This window comes from Streptomyces sp. ISL-12 (assembly GCF_018614415.1).
Lineage (GTDB): Bacteria > Actinomycetota > Actinomycetes > Streptomycetales > Streptomycetaceae > Streptomyces.
Genome location: NZ_JAGGOO010000014.1, coordinates 1 through 23,256 on the forward strand (window position 1 = coordinate 1; position 23,256 = coordinate 23,256).

Genomic DNA, 23,256 nt, shown 5'->3' on the forward strand with positions numbered 1-23,256 from the left:
GGTCGAGCCGTCCGGGAAGGTCGTCGTCACCGTGCCGTCGCCGTTGAGCTGCGACGTCGCGCCGTCCGGCGTGGTGAAGACGCCGTCGGTCGGGTTGAGCGTCGACTCCGTCACGGTGCCGTCCGGGGCGACGGTGCTGACCTGCCCCGTCGTCGGGTCGAGGGTCTGCTCGCTCCCGTCCGGGAAGAGGGTGGTCAGCGTGCCGTCGTCGTTGAGCGTGGTGGTCGAGCCGTCCGGGTTGACGAGGCTGGTGCCCGGGTTGAGCTGCGAGGTCGACGTCACGCCGTCCGGTGAGGTGGTGGTGACCAGGCCCGTGTTCGGGTCGATGGTCTGGCTGGAGCCGTCGGGGAACGTCGTGGTCAGCGTGCCGTCGTCGTTGAGCTGGGTGCTGCCCCCCGTGGGGGAGTTCAGCAGCGACGACCCGCTCTTCTTGTCGTCGTCCGGGTTCGTCGACGTCACCGGGTTGCCCGTCAGCGGATTCAGCGGCGCCAAGACGTTCGTCTCGGGCGTGGTGTTCCCGTTCAGCGTCGTGTCGTCGGTGATCGGGTTGCCGTCGCTGTCGAGCCCCAGATTGTTGAGGTCGTCGGTGATCGTGCTGCCGTCGGTGTTGCCCAGGTCGTTCAGGCCGTCGCCGAGCGTGTTGAGGCTGTCGCCCAGTCCGTCGTTGAGGTTGTCGAACCCGTCACCGAGGTCGTTCAGGCTGTCGTTCAGCCCGCTGTTCAGATCGTTGAGGTTGTCGCTGAGCCCGTCGTTGAGGTTCTCGAAGCCGTCGCCGAGGTCGTTGAGGTTGTCGTTCAGGCCGTCGTTGAGGTCCTTGAAGCCGTCGCCGAGGTCGTTGAGGTTGTCGTTCAGGCCGTCGTTGAGGTCCTTGAAGCCGTCCCCGAGGTCGTTGAGGTTCTCGTTCAGGTCCTCGTTGAGGTCGTTGAAGTCGTCGCCGAGGGTGTTGATGTTGTCGTTCAGGTCATCGAGGTAGTCGTTGAGCTTGTCGTTGTTCTTGTTGGCCTCGTCCTCGGCGAGGTCGGCCTCCTGCTCCGCGAGCACCTCGGAGAGCGTCTCGGAGTTCTTGTTGGTGACTTCCTTGGCGAACACGTCCTGCACGTCGGCCCAGGCGTTCTTCACGTTGCTGAGCGCTTCGATGGCCGGCTGCTTCAGCATGGAGTCCGCGTGGTTCGACCAGCTCTCCACGGCGGCGTCGGCGATCTTCGTCCAGGTGGTGTGCTGGGTGAGGTCGCCGTACGGGGAGGTCTGCTTGAACTCCGCGGTGGTCGAGTAACTCGTGTACGTTCCGCCGCCGCCCGGACTGTAGTAGGTGCTCGTCTTGACGTTGACGTGAGGGATGTTGTTGTCGATCACCCACTCGGTGAGCTTGTCGAGGATCTGCTTGACGTGGTAGTGCGGGTCGTGTTTGCCGTCCTTGGCCCAGTTGGACCACGCCGTCTGGAGGCTGGTGACCGCCTCCTTCAACGCGTTCTGCGCGGCGGCCAGGGCGTCGCTCAGCTCCGACTTCGGGACGTAACCGCCCAGCGTGCTGTTCTTGGCGGAGTACTCACGGCCGCCCAGCTGGGAGACGTACCCGTCGTAGTTGGTCTTCAGCTCGTCCAGCAGGTGCCAGAAGAGGCTGGCCGCCTTGCCCTTCCACGCGGCCTGGTCCTCGCCCAGCGAGGTCATCCACTGGTTGACGATGTCCGAGTGGTGCTCGAAGAACTGCTTCGCCCGGTCGAAGGACTGCCCGGTCTCCTCGAAGGACTTCAGCTCCACGGCGTTGTCGTCGAGCACCGACAGGCCGCTGTAGCTCCAGCCCTTCGTCGAGTAGTTCGGCGATGACAGCAGCTGGTCCAGGGCGAGCTTGCTGCCCGAGATGTACTGGGCCATCGGCCCGGAGTCCCACTTCACGTGCGAGTACGACCCCTCGAACGCGCCACCGCTGGTGATCTGCCCGTCACCCCACAGGGTGGCGCGGCCGTCGGAGTCGACGGTCACGCCGATCATCACGATCCGCGCCTTCTTCAGGCTCACGCTGTTGTGCGCGCCGTCCCCGCCGGCGTCGTAGAAGGCGAGGTCGTAGTCCTCACCGTTGTTGACCTGCCAGCCGCCGATGGCGGAGTAGTCCGCCTCCGACACCGCCCGCATGCTCTGACCCTTGATGTCCATCCGGAACAGCTTCAGATCGGAGAAGTCGTCCCCGCTGTCGCTGCTGAGCGTGTTGAACAGGGAGGAGCGGGGCGGAATCGTGTAACCGGTGAAGTTGGAGACGGCCTGGGCGAAGTAGTCGTCCGGGTCGTAGGTGGGGGTACCGGAGGTGGTGCTGCCGTCGGCCATGGGGCGGGGCTCCGCTGCTGAGGAGGTGAGGGGAGGAAACGGTGGGGACCGGGAGGGACCGTCCCGGGCCGCGTCAGTCGTCGTTGCCGGTGCCGCTCATGTCGTCGTCGACCGTGTCGAAGATGTCCAACAGCTTCTCGCCGTCGATCGAGGTGAGACTCTCACCCTGCGTCTTGAGCAGCGTCGTGATCGTCTCGTCCAGAGCGTCGTCGATGTCGTCGAAGAGGGTCTTCTGGCTGGTGAAGATGGAGTCCAGGCTGGTGGCCTGCTCCTTCAGTTTCTGTACCAGCGTGCCGCCGCCGGTCGGGTCCTCGGTGTCGCCGCCGCCCATCAGTCCGATCCGCAGGATCTTGGCGGCGCCCGCCGCCGAGCCCGTGCCGGTCTCCGCGACGAGGTTCTTCAGCGACCGGACGCCCGCGTTGTCCTTGCGGATGTTCAGCAGGTCGTTGATGAAGTCCGCGACATCGTTGTTCTTGAAGTTCCTGAGCGCCGTCGAGTCCAGATGGGTCAGGTCTGCCATGAGGTGCCTCCGCTGGCGGGATGCGCCGGGCCGGGCTGCGGCACGGCGACAGTACGGGGAGATGCCCGCACCGCGCCGGCCGGAGGAGGCCCGGCCGGCGCGGTGGGGACGGGGCCGGCTCAGCGGCCGATGGTCACCTCGGACCACATCTGGCTGAGCGAGTTCTCGCTGTACTTGTAGTTGCCGGAGATGTCGCTCAGGAGCGCCGCGTGCGAGGTGAGCAGCTTCTCCATGTTCTGCACCGCGGCGTCCCAGGCGGCCTGCTTCTGGCGGTAGGTGTCGGCGTCGTTTCCGTACCAGGTCTTGGACAGCTCGCTGAGCTCTGCCTCAAGGTTGGACAGGGTCTGGGCGATCGCCTTGGTCTGCATCACCATGTCGTCCGCCGCGTTCGACATGTGGTTGTAGCTGACGTAGATGTAACCGTCGCTCAGGTTGTCTGCCACGGTCTGCCTCTTTCACACGATGCGGAAGGTGGGGGGCGGCCGGACCGGCGGTCAGCCGACCAGCTGGTCGAAGGCCGACTGCGAGGCGTTGTACGCCTGGTTGATCGCGTCGTTCGACGAACCCTGGGTCTTGTTGTGCTCGACGAGGCTCTGGTTCAGCCGGTCGATGACGTCCTCGAGGTTCTTGAGGATGATGTTGCACTGGCCGTCCCACTGCGCGAGGAGCTGGCCGTACTGGCCGCCGTCGCTGCCCTGGTAGCCGGAGCCCAGGGTGGACTTGGTGCTGTCGACATCCTGGCGGATCTTCATGATGCCGCTGAAGGCCGATTCGAGGGCCTGGATGCCGTTCCGGGTTGATGATTCGCTTGACTGCTGGCCGTCTCCCGCCATCGTCCCCACCTTTCGTAAGCCGGATCTCTGTACGAGCAACGCGAGCCTAAAGTGGCTGTAGTTGCCAACACAACAAGCTGAGGAAGATCTGAGGTCGCAGGAGCACAACTTCAGGGATGTTTAACCGGCGGGAAACCCGGCAGGAACCCTGCCTGGTCAGGTGCCCCCGGCAAGTTGCCCACGAGCAACGGACTATGACGCCTTGTCGGCCGCCGTCGGACCCGCGGGTCCGACGCCCTTCGCGGCCGCCTCGGCGTCGCTCCCAGGGGTCTTCCCGGCGCCGGCACCTGCACCGCCGCCGCTTCCGCCGCCGGTGTCGGCGCACTGGCCGGCCGCCGATCCGGCCGCCGCCCCCGCCGCCGCGCCCGTCGCCCCGTCCGACCGCGCCGCCGCGGCCGTGTCCAGGTCGGGACCGGTCGGCAGCAGCGACAGCAGCGTGGACGGCACGCGCACCGCGGAGCCGTCGCTGTAGCCGAGCGCGGCGAGCGCCTCCGCGTCCGTGATGCGGTACTTCACCCCGTCGTCGCCCACCAGGAACGTGGTGTCACCGACCGACGCGCCGGCCGCGCCCAGCACCCGCACCAGCGTGCCGTGCCCGGGCCGCATCACCACCCGGTCCACCGCCACGCAGGCCGGCGCCGACGCCGTCGCGTCCGCCTGCGCGACCGGCGTCAGCGCCGCCTGCTCGACCCGCACCGACGTCACCCGCACCTCGTTGCCGTCGGACTCCACCCGCGTGCACACCGCCTGCTCCGACGGCAGCCGCACCGCGCTCGGCGGGGCGTCCGGCAGCCCGGTCACCGACGGGTCCGTGCCCGTCGTGCCCGGCGCCTGGTGCGCCCGCAGGTCGGAGACGCCGATCGCGACGGCCGTCGGGGACTCCCCGCCGTAGACGTCCTCGCGGATGTCCGGATCGCCGAGCAGCAGTGCCGACCGGGTCGCCGTCACGGCGTGCAGACCGTCCTTCTGAAGCACGTAGTCCTGGCTGCCGGAGCCCGCCGTCACCCGGAACACCTGCCCGACCTTCGTCTCGTGCCCGGCCAGCTCAGGCCCCGCCGCGCCCCGGCCGGCGACCTGGGGGGTGGCCAGCTCCGGGCCGCTCACCAGGGCGTCCAGGAACGCCGCCGACACCGGGCGCGGCGTCACCGCGCCGTAGCCCAGGGACTCCGCGGCGCCCGAGTCCTCGTCCAGCTCCAGCCGGCTGCCCTGCCACACCAGGTAGGTCCGCTCGTCCGGACCCCGCACCACCAGCCCCGAGCCCGCGCCGATCGTGGTGGTCTCCACCGGTGCCCCCGGCACCACCGTCGTCCGCTCGCCGGTGCCCGTCGAGCACACCTGCCACGCCGACGTCTCCAGGTCACCGGTGCCCGGCACCACGTCCGGGGCGCCGGTGATGCCCACCGGCGTGCCCACCGGGGTGCCCTTCAGGGACGCGGTCCCCACCGACGTGGTCTCCAGGTCGGCACCGCCGATCAGCATCGCCGACGCGTAGTTGCGCACCGGCCGCAGCCGGCCGTCGGTGTACAGGTAGCGGGCGCCGGTGTCCTTGTTGACGATCAGCGTGTCGCCGCCGCGCCACGCGTCGTTGCCGCCCGGCCGCAGCAGCCCGTAGACGAAGGCACAGGCGGCGACCACGATGGCCACGATGATGCTGAGCAGAGCGCCGCGGGTGGTGCGGCCCAGCGGGCTCTCCGGGGCGTCGGGATCGGCCAGCAGCATCCCCGAGGTCAGCCGCCCCATCATGAACGTGTGCGCTTGCACCTGGTCGCGCTTGGACCGCACGGTTGCCTCCTGGCTGGTGAGTGGTTCGTTCTCGTCGCGGCCCCGGCCGGCCGGTCAGCCGTTCCAGCCGCGCAGGGCGCCGAACACGCCCAGCAGCCAGAGCGTCAGCGGCAGCAGGGAGAGCGCGAGCAGCGAGTGCAGCAGCTCCGCCGCGCGGCCCCAGTACGGCACCAGGCGCCGTCCCGGCACCGTCCACACCGCCACCGTCAGCACCGTCGCCACCACCAGCAGCCCGGCCACCAGCAGCGCCCGCTCCACGCCCCGCAGGTCCAGGCCCCAGCCGAACGCCAGCAGCAGCAGACCCCAGGCGCCGGGCAGCACCAGCACCAGCCGCTGCGCGGTGTTGACCAGCCCCCGGCCGTGCAGGAGCAGCAGCAGCGACAGCACCAGCGCGCACAGCAGCGCCGGCAGGTTCGGCCGGTACGCCAGCGCCACCAGGCAGGCCGACGCCAGCACGCCCGTCGCGCCGTACAGCGCCGTCATCCACTCCCCGGCCAGCTCGGTGCGCACCGCCACGTCGGCGCCCCGGTAGGGGTCGATGCCCTCCTGCAACTGCCCGGCGTTGGTCGGCAGCGCCGGCATCCGCATCCCCGCGAACCGGAACGACAGCGCCGGCACCAGACCGCCGAGCAGTACCGTCAGCATCGCCACCGTGCCCGCCGCGCCGGCCGGCCGCACGTCGAAGACGGTCATGACGGCGCCGCCCACCGCCACCGCGACCGCCGTCAGCGCCGACGCCAGGAACAGCGGCGCGCGCACCGCGGTCACCGCCAGGGCCAGCACCGCGCCGCCCGCCCAGGGCGCCGCCGCACCCAACAGCCGCGCGCCCAGCACCTGGTGGGCCTGCGGGCCGGTCAGCTCACCGCCCGGCACCAGCCAGCCCGCCAGCGCCAGGGCCGGGGAGGCCAGCAGGCCGAGGACCGCGCCGGTCGCGCCGTCGCCCACCGCCCGGCTCGCCGAGGCCGCGCCGGCCAGCAGCAGCACCCCGGTGGCACAGGCCACGCCCGCCCGCAGCGCCACCGGGCCGCCCGGCCAGGCCAGCAGGGCCAGCCCGGCCAGAACGGCCACGGCGACCAGGACGCGCAGCAGATGCCGCGCCGCCGCCTCGCTCCAGTCGTGCAGCCGGTCCCGGGTGACCGACGCGATGCCGTCCACCAGGTCGTCCAGCCGCACCTCGGGCAACGCCTCGGTGCGCGGCCGCAGATGCAGCGCCTCCCCGTCGGTCAGACCGAGCGAGGCGAGCGTGGCCTCCTCGTCCAGCGGCCGTCCGCCCAGGCGCTGGAGTATCCAGCCGTCGTGTTCGAGGCCGTTCTCCTCGACGTCCTCGCCGGCGTACCGCAGCACCGTCGGCAACAGGTCGGCGACCGGCACGTCGGAGGGCACGGCGAGGTCGATGGTGTGGCGCGGGGCGCGCACGGTCAGATGGCACAGATCGGCCACGGAGGTGTCGGTCATACCGGGGCTCACGTCTCCTGAGCGTCGGGACGGGATGTGGCGTGCGGGTGACGAACCACTGGGGGGTGGGCGTGAAGCGGGGGGACGAGCGGTGAACTGGTGGGGAGGGAGGGGGTGACGTGGACTTACGGAGTTGACGGGGTGCACACTACTGTCACTCCCCGAGGCCTTCGTCAAGGGGAGTCCCGGCAGCGTTCGGGGCGCATCACCGGCCGAACCGTGTCCTGCGCGGCACCGGCCGCCGGTCCCGGAGCCCTCCCCGCGTGCTTCCCCCCGTACCACCGGGTGCGCGATGACCCGTTAGGAGCCCCAGCGTTGAGCGTGGTCCTGTTCCGCCGTCCGGCCCGCCGCCGCGGACCCGACATGCCGAGCGGCGAGTTGACCCTCCAGGAACCGCCGACCCTGATGGAGACCGTGCCGGACACGTCCGCGGTCTGGACGTACCTGCCGATGGCCATGATGTCGGTGTCCATGATGCTGATGTTCCTGCGCATGGGCGGGATGGCGTACGGCGCCTTCATGTACATCGCGCTCGGCATCATGGGGCTGGCCGTCGTCGCGATGCTGGTCGGCCAGTACATGCGCAAGGCCGGCGACCGCAAGCAGCGGCTGCGCGGTGAGCGCCGCGACTACCTGCGCTACCTCGCGCAGAGCCGGCGCACCGTCCAGCGCACGGTGGTCGAGCAGCAACTCGCCCTCGCCTGGCGCCACCCCGAGCCGACGGTGCTGCGCTCCATGGTGCGCACCACCCGGCTGTGGGAGCGCCGCCCCAAGGACGTCGACTACGGCGAGGTCCGCGTCGCCGTCGGCGACCAGCAGCTCGCCCTGCGCCTCAACCCCGTCTCCACCAAGCCGGTCGAGGACCTGGAACCGCTGTGCGCGCACGCCCTGCGCCGCTTCATCCGCGCCTACAGCACCGTGCCCGGCCAGCCCATCGCCCTCTACCTGCGCTCCTGGTCCCGGCTGCTGTTCCGCGGCGACCTCGCCGCCGGCCGGGACATGCTCCGCGCCGCCCTGTGCCAACTCGCGGTCTTCCACCCGCCGGAGGAGGTGTGGATCGCGGTCTGCGCCGACGACGAGCACCGTGCCGAGTGGGAGTGGGTGAAGTGGCTGCCGCACAACCAGCACCCGCAGGAGACCGACGGCGCCGGCCCCCTGCGCATGGTCGCCTCCGCCTTCACCGACCTGGAGAACCAGCTCGGCAGCGAGTTCGCCGAGCGGCCCGCCTTCGACCCGGACGCCGTGCCCGGCCGTGACGAGCCGCTGGTCATCGTCGTCGTGGACGGCGCCGCCGTCCCCGCCGGCCACCGCTTCGACGGCCCCGGCTTCCGCAACGCCGTCATCGTCGACCTGTCCGCCACCCTCACCTGGCGCCCCGGCCGCACCACCCTCCGCCTCGACGTCACCCCCGACGCCGTAGCCCTGGTGCGCACCGACCGCAGCCGCAAGGAGCAGACCACCGTCCTCGGCCGCCCCGACCGGGTCGGCCCCCGCGCCGCCGAGTCCCTGGCCCGGCTGATCTCCCCGTACCGGATGAGCCTCACCGCCGACGCGGCCGAGCCGCTCTCCGCCGACGTGGAGCTGACCACCCTGCTCGGCATCCCCGACCTGCACCGCCTCGAACCGGACACCCTCTGGCGACGCCACACCGGCTCCGCCCGGCTGCGCGTGCCGGTCGCGGTCGGCGCCGACGGCCGCCCCGTCGAACTGGACATCAAGGAGTCCGCGCAGGGCGGCATGGGCCCGCACGGCATGCTCATCGGCGCCACCGGCTCCGGCAAGTCCGAGCTGCTGCGCACCCTCGTCCTCGGCCTCGCCCTCACCAACTCCTCCGAGACCCTCAACTTCGTCCTGGTCGACTTCAAGGGCGGTGCCACCTTCCTCGGCCTGGACGAACTCCCGCACACCAGCGCCGTCATCACCAACCTCGCCGACGAGGCCGCCCTCGTGGAGCGCATGCAGGACGCCCTCCACGGCGAACTGCTGCGCCGCCAGGAGCTGCTGCGCGCCGCCGGCAACTACACCTCCGCCCTGGACTACGAGCGGGCCCGGGCCGGCGGCGCCGACCTCACCCCGCTGCCCAGCCTCTTCGTCGTGGTCGACGAGTTCAGCGAACTGCTCGCGGCGCACCGCGAGTTCATGGAGCTGTTCGTGATGATCGGCCGCCTGGGCCGGTCGCTCGGCGTGCACCTGCTGCTCGCCTCGCAGCGCCTGGACGAGGGCCGCATGCACCAGCTGGAGTCGCACCTGTCCTACCGGGTCGGCCTGCGCACCTTCTCCGCCATGGAGTCCCGCGGCGTCCTCGGCGTCCCCGACGCCTACGAACTGCCCTCCCAGCCCGGCAGCGGCTACCTCAAGAGCGGTGTCGAGGCCCTCACCCGGTTCCGCGCCGCCTACGTCTCCGGCCCCTACCGCCGCCGCGGCGGCGCCGTCGTCCAGGCCCGGGTCGCCAGCCAGGTCGTGCCCTGGTCCTCCGGGTACGTGGTGCCCCGCGCCCCCGCGCCGGCCGCGCCCACACCGGAGCCGGAGGAGTCGGAGGACGGCGCCACCCTGCTGTCGGTGGCGCTGGAGAGGCTGCGCGACGCCGGACCGCCCGCCCACCGGGTGTGGCTGCCGCCGCTGGACGACCCCTCCCCGCTGGACGCCCTCCTCGGTGGCCTGGAGACCGTCCCCGGACGCGGCCTGACCGCGCCCCGCTGGAAGGGCACCGGCAGGCTGCGGGTCCCCGTCGGCCTGGTCGACAAGCCCTTCGACCAGCGCCGCGACCCGCTGATCGTCGACCTCGCCGCGGCCGGCGGCCACGTCGCCGTCGCGGGCGGCTCGCAGAGCGGCAAGTCCACCGTGCTGCGCAGCCTCATCCTGGGCCTGGCCCTCACCCACACCCCGCGCGAAGCGCAGTTCTACTGCCTCGACTTCGGCGGTGGCACGCTCTCGCAGCTCACCGGGCTGCCGCACGTCGCGGGCGTCGCGGCCCGGCTCGACACCGAGCGGATCAGCCGCACCGTCGCCGAGGTCACCGCCGTGCTCACCCAGCGCGAGCAGTTCTTCCTCGACCACGGCATCGACTCGATGGCCACCTACCGGCGCCGCCGCGCCGCCGGGGAGTTCCCCGACGAGCCGCACGGCGACATCTTCCTGGTGATCGACGGCTGGTCCGCGGTCCGGCAGAACTTCGACCAGTTCATCCCCACGTTCAACCAGATCGCCACCGGCGGCCTCAACTACGGCATCCACCTCATCGTCGCCACCGCCCGCTGGCTCGAACTCACCGCACCCGTGCGGGACCAGGCCGCCACCCGCCTGGAACTGCGGCTCGGCGACACGATGGACTCCGTGGTGGACATCCGCAAGGCCGCCGCCGTGCCCCGCACCCCGGGCCGCGGCCTCACCGTCGACTCCAAGCTGCACTTCCTGTCCGCGCTGCCCCGCGGGGACGGCTCGGCCGACCCCGAGACGCTCAGCGAGGGCGTCGCCGACCTGGTCGAGCGGATCGCCGGCGCCTGGGCCGGGCCGCGCGCCCCGCAGGTGCGGATGCTGCCGCACCGACTGCCCGTCGCCGAACTGCCCGCGCCGGAACTGGGCCAGGGCAACGCCCTCAAACTGGCGCTCGGCCAGGACGAGGAGACCCTCGGCACCGTCTGGCACGACTTCTCCCGCACCCCGCACCTGGTCGCCGTCGGCGACACCGAGAGCGGCAAGACCAACCTGCTGCGGGTGGTCGCCGACGCCATCGTCGCCCGCTACGCGCCCACCGAGGCCCGGATCCTCGTCGTCGACTACCGCCGCGACCTGGTCGAGGCGGTGCCGGAGGAGTACCGGCTGGGGCACGCGGTCTCCGTCGAGGCCCTCAAGCAACTGGTCGGCGGCTCCGCCAAGGCGCTCCAGACCCGGCTGCCCGGCCCGGAGATCACACCGGCCCGGATGCGCGGCGCCGACTGGTGGAACGGACCCCGTCTGTTCGTCCTCGTCGACGACTACGACATGGTCGGCGGCGGCACGGTCATGGACCACCCCTTCGCCCCGCTCTTCGAGCACCTCGCCCTCGGCCACGAACTGGGCCTGCACGTCGTCGTCGTCCGCTCCGCCACCGGCGCCGGGCGCGGCCTGAACGACCAGCTCCTGCGCCGCCTGGACGAGGTCAACACCCCGGGCCTGCTGCTGTCCGCCCCGCCGTCCGAGGGCTACCTCTTCGGCAACGTCAAACCGCGTGTGCTGCCGCCGGGCCGGGCCCTGCACATCGTGCGGCGCAAGCCGGTGCTGATCCAGACGCCGCTGGCGGCGGGGACGGATTCCAGCACGTCCGGCGCTTGAGGACGAGGCCGTTCAGGCCGAAGCGGGGGGCTGGGGGCCCAGCCCCCGCCCGGGGGGCCCAGCCCCCTCCCGGGGGGACGGGACGGGCAAGGGCGGCGGGGGCGAGGAACGACGCGGTGTCCTCCCCCCGGCGTCGTTCAGATGCCCGTAGGACGCCAGCCGTTGCGCCGCCCCCGGGGGATGATCAGCGCCAGCCAGACCACCGTGACCACCACGGCGAGGCCCGCCGCCGCCGGCCACAGGGCCCGGCGGAACGGGCCGGCGGCCTTGTCCTCCGGCATGCTCACCGACGCGGCCCCGTGCTCCGGGACGGCCGCCGCGGCGGCGGAGGACGACGGCAGGACCGAGGTGACGGCGGCGTACGGGTCGACGCGGGGCACCTCGGCCGGATAGGCGGTGGACCGCAGCAGGCTCGCGGTCTGCGCGGCCGACAGCTCCGGGTGGACGGAGCGCACCAGCGCCGCCGCGCCCGCCACGAACCCGGCGGCCAGCGAGGCACCCGAGCCGATGTAGTGGCCGTCCTTCGCCGGGCCGATGCCGACGACCCCGTCCCCGGGCGCGGCGAGCCGCGCGCTGCCGGTGGTGTACGAGCCGGCCGGCCGGTCGCCGTTCTTGTCCACGTCCAGGACGGACAGCACACCGTCCGAGGCGGCCGGGTAGAAGTCCCGGGCGGGCGGAGCCTCGGCGACGCCGCCGGTCGGCACGTCCGGCACGGCGGCGGCGACCAGCAGTACGTCCTTCTTCTCGGCGGCCTCGACCGCCGACCGCAGCGCGGCCGTGTCACCGGCGAACGCCGCCGACACCGTCACCACCTTCGCGCCGCCCTCGACGGCGGCCTTGATGCCCTCGGCGACCCGGTCGGGTGTGACGGCGCCGCGTTCGTCGCTGCCGCGCACCGCGAGGACGCGCGCCTGCCGGGCCACGCCCGCGAACTTCACGCCCTTCTCCAGCTGGGCGGCGATCAGACCGGCCACGAAGGTGCCGTGCCCGACGCAGTCGGTCCCGGCCTCGCCGACCGCCGTGACCCGGCCCTTCAGCGCGGGCGCGGAGGTGGAGACGCCGGTGTCGACCACGCCGACGGTCACCCCGTCGCCCGAGGCGAACTGCCAGGCGCGGCCGAGCTGGAGGCCGACCTGCTCCCACGGCACGGCGGTGGCCTGCCGGTCCGAGCCCTCGGTGCACGAGGCACCGGCGGCCAGCTCCGCCTTCAGCACCGGCAGTTCCACCGTGTCGCCGTCGGCCGCCGCCGCGCTCCCGGCACCGGCGCCGCACACCCCGGCCGCCAGCAGCAGCGCCAGGGCGCCCGCGGCAGGCCGCACCGCCCACGTCGTCCGTGTCCTACGCGTCGCGCGCACCGCCGTCACGCCCCCGCCGTCCGTCCGGCGGCCGGCGCCGGATCGACGAGGTCCTCCGGGAGCAGCAGCCGCAGGTCGTCGAGGCTGGGCGCGGCCACCCGGCTGAGCCGGCCCGCCTGCCGGGTCATCATCCGCTCCAGCACCTGGCGGGCCGTGCGCGCGTTGCCGAACGACCGGTCGCGCGGCAGCGTGTCGAAGTACTGCCGCAGCACCGGACCCAGCCCCGTCCCGCACTCGTAACCCGCCTGCACCGCGTGCTGGCGGACGATCGTGACCAGCTCGTCGGAGGAGTAGTCGGCGAACTCGATCTTCCGTGAGAAGCGCGAGGTCAGACCCGGGTTGGAGGCCAGGAACCGCTGCATCTCGGCGGTGTAGCCGGCCACGATGACGACCACCTCGTCGCGGTGGTCCTCCATCAGCTTCAGCAGCGTGTCCACGGCCTCCCGGCCGAAGTCGGCGCCGGACCCCTCGCGCGGGGTGAGGGTGTACGCCTCGTCGATGAAGAGCACACCGCCCAGCGCCCGCTGGAAGACCTCCGTGGTGAGCTGCGCGGTGTGGCCCACGTAGCGGCCGACCATGTCGGCGCGGGAGACCTCGACGAGCTGGCCGCGGGGCAGCACGCCCAGGGAGACGAGGAGTTCGCCGTAGAGGCGGGCCACGGTGGTCTTGCCGGTGCCGGGCGGGCCGGTGAAGACGAGGTGGTGGCTGAGGCGCGGCACCGGGAGCCCGGCGGCCTCGCGCTGCCGGGCGGTGGAGACCAGGTTGACCAGGTCGGTGACGTCCCGCTTGACCGCCGAGAGCCCGACCAGGGCGTCCAGGCGGCTCAGCGCGTCGTCTCCGGCGTCGAGACCGTCCGGACCGGCCTCGGCCTCGCGGGCGGCCTCCTCGCTGATGTCCTGCGGCAGCAGCAGCGTGAGGTCCTCCTCGGTGACCTGGTTCAGCGCGGCCAGCCGCACCGCCTGCCGGTCCACCATCTCCTCGAACACCTGCCGCGCCGCGCGGCCGTTGCCGAACCCGGCGTCCTTCGGTATCCGCTCGAAGTGCACGGACAGCGCCTTGCGCGTCTCGTCGTTCAGCAGGTACTGGTGGCGCGCGCACATGCTCTCCACGATCTCCACCAGCTCGGGCACCGAGTAGTTCTCGAATTCGACGGTGCGCGAGAACCGGGAGGCCAGGCCCGGGTTGGAGCCCAGGAAGCTGCGCATCTCACCGGAGTAGCCGGCCGCCACGACCACCACGTCGTCGCGGTGGTCCTCCATCAGCTTCAGCAGCGTGTCCACGGCCTCCCGGCCGAAGTCGGCGCCGGAGCCGCGGGAGTCGGCGGTCAGGGTGTAGGCCTCGTCGATGAACAGGACGCCGCCCAGGGCCCGTTCGAAGGTCTCGGTGGTCTTGATGGCGGTACCGCCGATGACCTGGGCGACCAGGTCGGCGCGGGAGACCTCGACCAGGTGCCCGGAGCGCAACGCCCCCAGCTCGGCGAGGATCGTGCCGTAGAGGCGGGCCACGGTGGTCTTGCCGGTGCCGGGCGGGCCGGCGAAGACCAGGTGCCGGCTCATCGGCGGCGCGGACATGCCGAGCTGGGCGCGGCGCCGGGCGAGCTGGGTCAGGTTGACCAGGGTGCGGACCTGTTCCTTGACGTGTCCCAGGCCGATCAGGCCCTCCAGTGCGGCCATCGGCCCGTCCGGCCGCCCGGGGCCGTCCGACTCCGGGACGGTGCCCGCCGGGTCGGTGCCCTCGGCCTCGCCGTAACCCCAGGCGTCGCGGGACTCGTTGCCGGTGCTGGTGAGGTTCTCCACCGCCAGCCGGCCGCCCGCCTTGGACTGCACGAGCCCGCCGCCCTTGTTCTCCCGCACCGTGCAGCCGACCACCGACACCGGCTCGTCGGTCTCCACCCGGATGCCGTCCCGGCCGTTGCCCGTGGCCTCGCACCCGTTGAGGTTGGCCCGGCCGCCGTCGCGGACCAGGAAGCCGTGGTCGGTGGCGGCGGCGGCCCGCACCCGGGTCGCCGTCAGCTCGCCGCCGCCGTCCACGACCACGCCGCAGCCGCCGGCCGATACCAGCTCGCCGTCGCGCAGCGCCGCCGTGCCCTCGCCGCCGATCTCCAGGCCGGCCCCGCCGGGCGCGTTCACCGTCAGGCCCGCCAGGTACACGTTGCCGCCGGTGGTGACCGCCGCGCCGGCGCCGCCCGGTGTCTCCACCGCGCAGTCCTCGACACGGCCGCGGCCGCCGTCGGTCACCGCGACGCCGGTGCCGCCCGCGCCGGTGATGCGGGCCCGCCGCACCAGCGGGTTGGCGCCGCCCTTGACGACCACGCCGGTGCCCTTGACGTCGACGATCTCCAGGCGGTCCAGTTCGGCCGCCGAGTCCTCCTCCAGCAGGACGCCCTCCGCCTCGCCGTCCCGGACGGTCAGCGAGGTCAGCGTCGGCGAGGAGGAGCCGGCCACGCGCAGCGCCGCGGCCTGGGCGCCGGTCAGCCAGCAGTCCTCGTACGTGCCGCGGGAACGGTCGGTGACGAAGAGGCCGTGGCCGGCCGTGCGGGAGGTGCGGCAGCGGCGCAGCACCGGGTCGGCGCCGTGGGAGACGATGATGCCCTGGGCGGTGGTGCCGTTGACCCGCACGTCGTCCATCTCGACGCGGGCGGCGCTGGTCAGGTGGGCGCCGACGGCGGTGTCGTGGATGACGGTCCGCAGCACGCGCACCGCGCTGCGCTCCTCCAGGGCGAGGGAGGGCTTGTCGGTGGAGGACAGGTCGCAGTCCTCGACGGACACCTGGGCGTCGCCGTTGGCGAGGATGCCGTTGCCGCGCGCGTCGCGCACCGTGCAGCCGCGCACCGTCGCCCGGCCGCGCTCGCCGACCACCACACCGCTGGTGCCGAGGTGCTCGAAGGTGCAGGACTCCAGCGAACTCTCGGTGGCGGAGGTGACGACGACGCCGGCGCCGGTCCGGCTGGAGACCCGGCACTCGCGCATGGCGAGCGACCCCGAGTTGCGCGCGAGCACGGTCGCCCAGGAGGCACCGGACAGATCGCAGCCCTGCATGGCGACCTGCCCGTGCGAGGCGTCCACCGCCGGCACGTCCTGGTCCTGCCCCTGCACCACCAGGTCGGTCAGCATCACCGCGTCGACGCGCAGCGATATCACCGTCCCCGTGCGCGGGGCCAGCCGGACGCTGCCACGCGACTGTTCGGCGACGATGGTCACCCGGGTGGTGACGACGAGGTTCTCCTCGTACGTTCCCGGACGGACGCTCAGCACCGCGCCGCCGCGCGCCCTGGCCAGGGCCTCTCCGATCGTCCGGGCGTCCCCGGTGCCCTCCGGACAGACCGTCAGTACCTGGCGCACTCCGCTGACCTCCTCGTTTCGGCACCCATAGGTGGCGGCCGGACCCATCATGCCTTCCTCTCACCTGCGATCCCACCCCGGTCCGGTGGGCAATACGCCCGGGACCGGGGAGAGGCATGGTGCGGCAGGGGTGCCGTACCCCGGATTATGGGACGTTCCGCAACGTCCGTACCAGCGTGAGGGCTTGCCGAGGCGGATAGTTAACGCGGGTGGAATGACGTGTCCCTTGTGAGTGTGCGTGAATGAGCCCGATCACAGGGACCAGCGACGACCGTGGGACGGATGGGACGGATGACGGACCGGACCGAATCAGCGACGAGCACGGCGGCGGCAGCGGCGGCGGCCGAGGAAGAGAAGCCGGCGGCAGCACCCCCGGGGGAGTCACCCGCCGGTGCGGCCGAGCCCGCCGCCGCACCGAAGGCCGTGAGCGACGGCGGCACGGAACCGGCGCGCGCGGAGGCCGCCGCGGCGCCCGCGCCCGCCGCCGAGGCGGAGCCGGCCGCCGAGGCCCTGGCGGCTTCGGCGCCGCAGGACCCGGCCCCCGGCGAGGACGCCGCGGCGCCCGCGGGCCGCCCGGGCCGTCCCCTGCTGGCGGGCGCCGCTCTGCTGGGCGCGGCGCTGGTGGCCGTGCCGGTCCTGCTGATGAACCGCGACGGCACACCGGAGCGGCCCGGGACGACCGTCGCCGAGGAGGCGGGCACCGTGCTGGGCGGCGCGGAGCCGTCGCAGGACGGCGCGGGAGCGTACGCGTCGTCGAGCGCGTCCCCGTCGAAGCCGGCCGAACCGAAGGAGCCCGCGACGCGGAAGGCGGTGGTGAAGGAGCAGGCCCCGGTGGTGGCGGCCCCGCCCGCCGCCCCTTCCCCCTCCGCGTCGGCGACGAGGAAACCGGCCGCGACGAAGAAGGCGAAGGAGCCGTCCCTCCCGGCCGACATCACGGTCACGGCGACCCGGGTGCTGCGGGCCGGCGAGTCCATCGAGGCGAACAAGACGCGGCTGCGCATGCAGACCGACGGCAACCTGGTGGTCTACGACGAGAACAACAAGGCCCGCTGGGCCACGATGACCTTCGGCGACAACTACCAGGCGGTCTTCCAGGCGGACGGCAACCTGGTCGTCTACACGTCCGACAGCCGCCCGGTCTGGGCGAGCAAGACCCAGGGCCACGACGGCGCGGTCCTGCGCCTCCAGTCCGACGGCAACCTGGTGATCTATTCGGGCGGGGGGCCGATCTGGGCGTCGAAGACCCAGCACTGAGCGCTGCCGGGCGGGCCGGGCGCGCCGGTCCCTGTGAGGTCTGTGGTGATCGAGACATCGGCAGGCATTAGCGTGGTGGGCGCCGGTGCGGGGCCCCCGTGCCGGCTCGTGCTGATTTTCGGGTCGTTGTCGCGAGCAACACGAGAACACGAGAAACACGAGAAACAAGAGAAATACGCCGATCAGGGTCATTTCATGAGATTGCTGCACACGTCCGACTGGCACCTGGGCCGGGCGTTCCACCGGGTGAGCATGCTCGGCGCCCAGGCCGCCTTCATCGGTCACCTCGTCGACACCGTGCGTGAGCACGCCGTGGACGCCGTGGTCGTGTCGGGAGACGTGTACGACCGGGCGGTGCCGCCGCTCGCCGCGGTCGAGCTGTTCGACGACGCCCTGCACCGCCTCGCCGACCTCGGCGTCCCCACGGTGATGATCTCCGGCAACCACGACTCCGCCCGGCGCCTGGGCGTGGGCGCGGGGCTGATCGACCGGGCCGGTGTCCATCTGCGGACCGACCCGGCCGCGTGCGGTACGCCGGTGCTGCTGGCGGACGCCGCCGGGCCGGTGGCCTTCTACGGGCTGCCCTATCTCGAACCGGCCCTGGTGAAGGACGAGTTCGGGGTGGAGCGGGCCGGGCACGAGGCCGTGCTCGCCGCCGCCATGGACCGGGTCCGCGCCGATCTCGCGGGCCGGCCGCCCGGCACCCGGTCCGTCGTCCTCGCGCACGCCTTCGTCACCGGCGGCCGGCCCAGCGACAGCGAACGGGACATCACCGTCGGCGGCGTCGCCGCCGTGCCCGCCGGGGTCTTCGACGGCGTCGACTACGTGGCCCTCGGCCACCTGCACGGCTGCCAGACCCTCACCGAGCGGGTCCGCTACTCCGGCTCCCCGCTGCCGTACTCCTTCTCGGAGGCGACGCACCGCAAGAGCATGTGGCTGGTCGACCTGGACGCCGACGGCACGGTCAGCGCCGAGCGGCTCGACTGCCCGGTGCCGCGTCCGCTGGCCCGGCTGCGCGGCACCCTGGAGGAACTGCTCGCCGACCCGGGGCTGACCGAGCACGAGGAGGCGTGGGTCGAGGCCACGCTCACCGACCCGGTGCGGCCCGCCGACCCCATGGCCCGGCTCACCGAGCGCTTCCCGCACACGCTCACCCTCGTCTTCGATCCCGAACGGCCACCGGACGACCCCGACGTCTCCTACGCGCGGCGGCTGGCCGGACGCGACGACCAGGAGGTCGCCGAGGACTTCGTCGCCCATGTGCGCGGCGCCGGACCCGACGCCCGGGAACGGGCCGTCCTGCGGGACGCGTTCGACGCCGTCCGCGCGGACGCGACCGCGGGGGAGGCGGCGCGGTGAGGCTGCACCGGCTGGACATCACCGCGTTCGGTCCCTTCGGGACCGGACAGCGCGTCGACTTCGACGCGCTGTCCGGGGCCGGACTGTTCCTGCTGCACGGCCCCACCGGCGCGGGCAAGACCTCCGTCCTGGACGCCGTGTGCTACGCCCTGTACGGCTCGGTCCCCGGCGCCCGGCAGAGCGGCCAGGGCATGGGCCTGCGCAGCGACCACGCCGACCCCGGCACCCGTACCGAGGTCCGCCTCGACCTCACCGTCGCCGGCCGCCGCCTGGAGATCACCCGGCAGCCGCCCTGGCAGCGGCCCAAGAAGCGCGGCGCCGGGACCACCGTCGACAAGGCGCAGACCTGGCTGCGGGAGTACGACGCGGCGGCCGGGACCTGGAAGGACCTCAGCCGGTCCCACCAGGAGATCGGCGAGGAGATCACCCAGCTGCTCGGCATGAGCCGGGAGCAGTTCTGCCAGGTCGTGCTGTTGCCCCAGGGCGACTTCGCGCGGTTCCTGCGCGCCGACGCCGAGGCGCGCGGCAAGCTGCTCGGCCGCCTCTTCGACACCCAGCGGTTCGCCGAGGTCGAGAAGCGCCTCGCCGAGCGGCGCCGCACCACCGAGGCCCGGGTGCGGGACGGGGACAGCGCGCTGCTCGCCGACGCGCACCGCATGCAGCAGGCCGCCGGCGACGCCATGGAACTGCCCGAGGCGGCTCCGGGGGAGCCGGGGCTCGCCGAGGCCGTCCTCGGCGCCGCCGCCGTCGCCCGCGCCACCGCCCGGGAACAGCTGGCCGTCGCCCGCTGCCGCCTCACCGCCGCCGAGTCCGCCCAGGCCGCCGCCGCACGGGACCTCGCCGGCGTACGCGAACGCGACCGGCTGCAGCGCCGGTTCGCCGAGGCGCGGGCGCGGGCGGCGCGGCTGGCCGAGCGGGCCGACGCGCACCGCGAGGCGCGGGCCCGGATGGAGCGGGCCCGCAAGGCGGAGGCGGTGGCCCCCGCCCTGGAGCTGCGGGACGCCGCCGACGCCGAGCACCGGCGGGCGCGGCAGGCCGAGGTACGCGCGCGTGCCCTGCTGCCGGACACCCACGCCGAGTCCGGCGCGGCCGGGCTGGCCGCCGCCGCCCGCCGCGCCGCCGAGGAACTGGGCCGGCTGGAGTCGGCCCGCCGCGCCGAGCAGCGGCTGCGCTCCCTCACCGCGGAACGCGCGGAGCTGGACCGCGACGAGCGCGCCGACGACGACCTCCTCGCGGAGGCGGAGAGCTGGCTCGCGGGCTGGGACGACACCCGCGAGACACTCCGGACCGCCGTCGAGTCCGCCCAGGAGGCCGCCGCCCGCGCCGAACAGCTCGCCGAGCGGCGCGAACCCGCCCGGCGCCGGCTGCGCGCCGCCCGGCAGCGCGACCAGCTCGCCGGTGACACCGACGACGCCCGGCGCGCCGCCCTCGCCTCGGCCGAACGCGCCACCGCGGCCCGCGCCCACTGGCTCGACCTGAAGGAACAGCGCCTCGACGGCATCGCCGCCGAACTCGCCGCCCACCTCACCGACGGCGCACCCTGCGCCGTCTGCGGCGCCACCGAGCACCCCGCCCCCGCCCGCAAGGACGCCGGACACGTCGACCGGGCCGCCGAGGAACGCGCCCTCGCCGCCTACCAGCGGGCCGAGGAGGAGCGCACCGAGGCCGAGCGGCGCCTGGGCACCGTACGGGAGGCGCTCGCCGCCGCCACCGCCGAGGCGGGGGACGCCCCCACCGAGCGGCTGGCCGAGGAGGCCGACGCCATCGAACGGGAGTACGCGCAGGCCCGGGCCGCCGCCTCCGCGCTGCACGCCGCGCAGGAGGAACTGCGCCGCGCGGAGGGGGAACGCGAGCAGCGGATCACCGCGCAGCGCGAGGCCGCCGTCCGCGGCGCCGCCCGCGTCGGCCGCCGGGAGCGCCTGGAGCGCGAACGGGCGGTACTGGAGGAGGAGGTGGCCCAGGTCCGCGGCACCGCCGACAGCGTGGCCGCGCGCGCCGCCCACTGGGAGCGGCAGGCCGCCCTCCTCACCGACGCCGCCGACGCCGCCCGGGACGCCGAGGACTCCGCGCAGCGGCTGAAGGACGCCGACGCGCGCCTCGCCGCCGCGGCCTTCCGCGCCGGGTTCGACACCCCGGCCGCCGCGGCCGGCGCCCTGCTGGACGACGCCGCCCACCGGGAACTGCAACGGCGGCTCGACGCCTGGCAGGCCGAGGAGGCCGCCGTACGGGCGGTGCTCGCCGAGGAGGACACGGCCGCCGCAGCGCACCTGCCGCCCGCCGACGTCACGGCGGCCGAGTCGGCGGCAGAGGCGGCGGCCCGGTGGCTGCGGGAGGCGGCCTCCGCGCGGGACGCCGCCGCCCGGCGCTGCGCCGAACTGGACCGGCTCTCCGCGCGGGCCACCGACGCCGCCCGCCGGCTGGCCCCGCTGCGCGAGGAGTACGAGCGGGTCGCCCGGCTCTCCGCCCTGACCGCGGGCACCTCCGCGGACAACGGACGCAGGATGCGCCTGGAGGCGTACGTCCTGGCGGCCCGCCTGGAGCAGGTCGCCGCCGCCGCGACCGTACGGCTGCGGCGCATGTCCTCCGGGCGCTACACCCTCGTCCACTCCGACGACCGCGCCGGACGCGGACGCAGCGGCCTCGGACTGCACGTCGTCGACGCCTGGACCGGCCGGGAGCGGGACACGGCGACGCTGTCGGGCGGCGAGACCTTCTTCGCCTCCCTCGCCCTCGCGCTCGGCCTCGCCGACGTCGTCACCGACGAGACCGGCGGGGTCCGGCTGGACACCCTCTTCATCGACGAGGGCTTCGGCAGCCTCGACGACCAGACCCTCGACGAGGTCCTGGACGTACTGGACTCGCTGCGCGAGCGGGACCGCAGCGTCGGCATCGTCAGCCATGTCGCCGACCTCAGACGGCGCGTCCACGCCCAGCTGGAGGTCGTCAAGGGGCGGACGGGGTCGGTGCTGCGGCAGCGGGACGGCTGACGGGCGGCGCGGTCAGCGGCCCACCGGGCGGCGGGGGAGGGGCGAGGAGTAGACGACGCTGGTCGTGACCGAGCCGAGCGCGCCGATCCGCCCGGACACCTCCTCCAGGTGCCGCATCGAACGGGCGGCGACCTTGATGACGAAGCAGTCGTCGCCCGTGACGTGGTGCGCCTCCAGGATCTCGGGGGTGGCGGCGACCAGGTCGTGGAACGGCTTGTAGTTGCCGTGCGGGTAGCGCAGCCGGACGAAGGCCAGGATCGGCAGGCCCAGCCGTTCGGGGTCGACGACGGCCGCGTACCCCTGGATGACACCCGCCTCCTCCATGCGGCGCACCCGCTCGGTCACCGCGCTCGCGGACATGGACACGGCACGGGCCAGCTCGGCGAAACCGGTCCGGCCCTCCCGCTGGAGGACGTCGAGGATGCGCCAGTCGGTGGCGTCCGGGGAATACTCGGTCATCCCGGAGGAATAGCAGGGGATTCCCCGGCCGGGCAAGCCAGGCGCCGGGGATCGTGCCTTCTGGACGCAGCTCGGCGCCCGTAGATTTCCGGCCAGGAACCCATCGAGAAGAGGCCGGATCATGACCGTCACCCCCGCCGTGCTGAGCGTCGTCCCCGCCCCGCCCGCCGAGGCCGCCGCCTACTTCCGCGCGCGCCTCGCCTTCCACACCGACGTGGCCGACGTGGGCGCCGCGCTCGCGGCCGGCGGCGATCCGGGGTTCGCCGTCGTGGACTCCCGGTCCACCGCCGCCTGGGACCAGGGCCGCGTACCGGGCGCCGTCCACCTGCCGACCGCGCTGGTCCCCGACCAGGCCGCCGGGCTCCTCGACCGGGACGTACCGGTGGTCACGTACTGCTGGGGCCCCGGCTGCGACGGCGCCACCCGCTCCGCCCTCGCCCTCGCCGAACTCGGCTACCGGGTCAAGGAGATGCTCGGCGGCTTCGAGTACTGGGTGCGCGAGGGCCTCGCGTACGAGACCTGGCAGGGCACCGAACGCCGTGCCGCGGACGGGCTGACCGTTCCCACCGACGCGGCGGACTGCGGCTGTTGAGGGACGTGTAGGTTCTGCCGCATGGTGCGATACGCGGAGCCGGGCACGGCGGGGACGGTGGACTGGGTCGAGTCGGGCGGCGGACCGCTCATAGCGGTACCGGAGACGGTCCTGCCGTTCTGGGCCGGCGCCGACGGCGAGGAGACCGCCTCCGACTACGACCGGGCCTGCGAGGTCGACGGGCAGGCCGGGCTCCTCCCGGTCGGTGACGCGGCGGCGCTGGTCCTCGGCGACGAACCCGCCGCGACCGCGTTCCTGCCCGAGCACGGCACCTTCGTCCGCTGGTGCGCGGGCGACGACGAACGCGACCTCCTGGCGAGCGTGCCCGCCGCGCTCCGCACCGCCGAGTGGGGCCCGGAGACGGTCTGGCGGGTCCCCGGCCCGGTGGTGCTGTTCGACGCGGCCTGGCCGGGCGGCGCCTGCGAGGGCACCGACCACGTCCGCATCCCCCTGGAACCCGGCCGCTACAGCGTCCGCACGGCCCACACCCAGCCCGGCCCGGAGACCTGGCTCGGGCTGGTGCGGCTCCGCCCGCTGCCGGACTGACCGGCACGGGTGAACACGGTCGACCCGGGCCCCGTCGACACCGGCCATCTGACCGGCGACGCCTACGACGCCGTCGCCGCCCGCTTCCCCGCCGGACGCGGGGGATGCCCGACGCCCCGGCCCGACGGGGGGTCTCCCCGGCT

Annotated in this window: 15 protein-coding genes; 6 read left to right on the plus strand and 9 right to left on the minus strand. The window is 73.7% G+C overall.

Annotation, left to right across the window (positions count from 1 at the left end; translation table 11 throughout):
- From J7I94_RS03970 to eccD, 6 genes are all read right to left on the minus strand, one after another.
- Window positions 1-2,319 (minus strand): AAWKG family protein (locus J7I94_RS03970; RefSeq protein WP_215165124.1); only part of this gene is annotated, 2,319 nt, incomplete at its 3' end.
- A gap of 73 nt (window positions 2,320-2,392) precedes the next feature.
- On the minus strand, window positions 2,393-2,839 hold the full coding sequence (locus tag J7I94_RS03975; RefSeq protein ID WP_215165126.1) for a type VII secretion system-associated protein: 447 nt from the start codon (window positions 2,837-2,839) through the stop codon (window positions 2,393-2,395).
- A gap of 119 nt (window positions 2,840-2,958) precedes the next feature.
- Window positions 2,959-3,282, minus strand: coding sequence for a WXG100 family type VII secretion target (locus J7I94_RS03980; RefSeq protein WP_215165127.1), 324 nt, complete (start codon window positions 3,280-3,282; stop codon window positions 2,959-2,961).
- Window positions 3,283-3,333: 51 nt separating this feature from the next.
- Entirely contained in the window at window positions 3,334-3,672 is a 339-nt protein-coding gene (locus tag J7I94_RS03985) for a hypothetical protein (protein WP_215165128.1), read from the minus strand.
- A 192-nt stretch (window positions 3,673-3,864) separates the two neighbouring features.
- Window positions 3,865-5,454, minus strand: a complete 1,590-nt coding sequence (gene eccB, locus J7I94_RS03990; RefSeq protein ID WP_215165129.1) for a type VII secretion protein EccB — start codon at window positions 5,452-5,454, stop codon at window positions 3,865-3,867.
- Window positions 5,455-5,508: 54 nt separating this feature from the next.
- The gene (gene eccD / locus J7I94_RS03995) at window positions 5,509-6,909 is read right to left on the minus strand and encodes a type VII secretion integral membrane protein EccD (RefSeq protein WP_215165130.1); all 1,401 of its coding nucleotides are present in this window, start codon (window positions 6,907-6,909) and stop codon (window positions 5,509-5,511) included.
- A 363-nt stretch (window positions 6,910-7,272) separates the two neighbouring features.
- Here eccD and eccCa point away from each other — a divergent pair, with 363 nt between their 5' ends.
- Window positions 7,273-11,220, plus strand: a complete 3,948-nt coding sequence (eccCa, locus tag J7I94_RS04000) for a type VII secretion protein EccCa (protein WP_215165162.1) — start codon at window positions 7,273-7,275, stop codon at window positions 11,218-11,220.
- A gap of 137 nt (window positions 11,221-11,357) precedes the next feature.
- Here the strand turns inward: eccCa and J7I94_RS04005 are convergent, their stop codons facing one another.
- Window positions 11,358-12,539: a S8 family serine peptidase gene (locus tag J7I94_RS04005; protein ID WP_215165131.1), complete on the minus strand. Its 1,182-nt coding sequence runs from the start codon at window positions 12,537-12,539 to the stop codon at window positions 11,358-11,360.
- A 41-nt stretch (window positions 12,540-12,580) separates the two neighbouring features.
- Window positions 12,581-15,916, minus strand: a complete 3,336-nt coding sequence (locus J7I94_RS04010) for a right-handed parallel beta-helix repeat-containing protein (protein WP_215165132.1) — start codon at window positions 15,914-15,916, stop codon at window positions 12,581-12,583.
- Between the two features lie 291 nt (window positions 15,917-16,207).
- On the opposite strand from J7I94_RS04010, the gene J7I94_RS04015 reads away from it, so the two are divergent.
- The 3 genes from J7I94_RS04015 to J7I94_RS04025 all read left to right on the plus strand — a co-directional run bounded on the left by J7I94_RS04015 (window position 16,208) and on the right by J7I94_RS04025 (window position 21,516).
- Entirely contained in the window at window positions 16,208-17,170 is a 963-nt protein-coding gene (locus tag J7I94_RS04015) for a hypothetical protein (RefSeq protein ID WP_215165134.1), read from the plus strand.
- Between the two features lie 195 nt (window positions 17,171-17,365).
- Complete coding sequence (locus tag J7I94_RS04020; RefSeq protein WP_215165136.1) at window positions 17,366-18,529, plus strand: exonuclease SbcCD subunit D; 1,164 nt, start codon at window positions 17,366-17,368, stop codon at window positions 18,527-18,529.
- Entirely contained in the window at window positions 18,526-21,516 is a 2,991-nt protein-coding gene (locus tag J7I94_RS04025) for an AAA family ATPase (RefSeq protein ID WP_215165138.1), read from the plus strand. Before J7I94_RS04020 ends, J7I94_RS04025 begins: the two co-directional genes overlap by 4 nt.
- A 12-nt stretch (window positions 21,517-21,528) precedes the next feature.
- Here the strand turns inward: J7I94_RS04025 and J7I94_RS04030 are convergent, their stop codons facing one another.
- Window positions 21,529-21,975 (minus strand): Lrp/AsnC family transcriptional regulator, encoded by a 447-nt coding sequence (locus tag J7I94_RS04030; RefSeq protein WP_215165140.1) that lies wholly within the window; start codon window positions 21,973-21,975, stop codon window positions 21,529-21,531.
- A gap of 121 nt (window positions 21,976-22,096) precedes the next feature.
- Between J7I94_RS04030 and J7I94_RS04035 the strand changes: the two genes are divergently transcribed.
- Together J7I94_RS04035 and J7I94_RS04040 are read left to right on the plus strand one after the other, a co-directional pair.
- Complete coding sequence (locus tag J7I94_RS04035) at window positions 22,097-22,567, plus strand: rhodanese-like domain-containing protein (RefSeq protein WP_215165142.1); 471 nt, start codon at window positions 22,097-22,099, stop codon at window positions 22,565-22,567.
- 21 nt (window positions 22,568-22,588) lie between these two features.
- Window positions 22,589-23,113, plus strand: a complete 525-nt coding sequence (locus J7I94_RS04040) for an immunity 21 family protein (RefSeq protein ID WP_215165144.1) — start codon at window positions 22,589-22,591, stop codon at window positions 23,111-23,113.
- Window positions 23,114-23,256: the final 143 nt, after the last annotated feature.

Bases quoted from the DNA above. Each gene is read 5' to 3' on its own strand.
- eccCa (WP_215165162.1), top strand. From the start codon at position 7,273: ATGCCGAGCGGCGAGTTGACCCTCCAGGAACCGCCGACCCTGATGGAG.
- J7I94_RS04035 (WP_215165142.1), top strand. From the start codon at position 22,097: ATGACCGTCACCCCCGCCGTGCTGAGCGTCGTCCCCGCCCCGCCCGCC.
- J7I94_RS04020 (WP_215165136.1), top strand. From the start codon at position 17,366: ATGAGATTGCTGCACACGTCCGACTGGCACCTGGGCCGGGCGTTCCAC.
- J7I94_RS04015 (WP_215165134.1), top strand. From the start codon at position 16,208: ATGACGGACCGGACCGAATCAGCGACGAGCACGGCGGCGGCAGCGGCG.
- J7I94_RS03975 (WP_215165126.1), bottom strand. From the start codon at position 2,839: ATGGCAGACCTGACCCATCTGGACTCGACGGCGCTCAGGAACTTCAAG.
- eccD (WP_215165130.1), bottom strand. From the start codon at position 6,909: ATGACCGACACCTCCGTGGCCGATCTGTGCCATCTGACCGTGCGCGCC.
- J7I94_RS04030 (WP_215165140.1), bottom strand. From the start codon at position 21,975: ATGACCGAGTATTCCCCGGACGCCACCGACTGGCGCATCCTCGACGTC.
- J7I94_RS03985 (WP_215165128.1), bottom strand. From the start codon at position 3,672: ATGGCGGGAGACGGCCAGCAGTCAAGCGAATCATCAACCCGGAACGGC.
- J7I94_RS04040 (WP_215165144.1), top strand. From the start codon at position 22,589: ATGGTGCGATACGCGGAGCCGGGCACGGCGGGGACGGTGGACTGGGTC.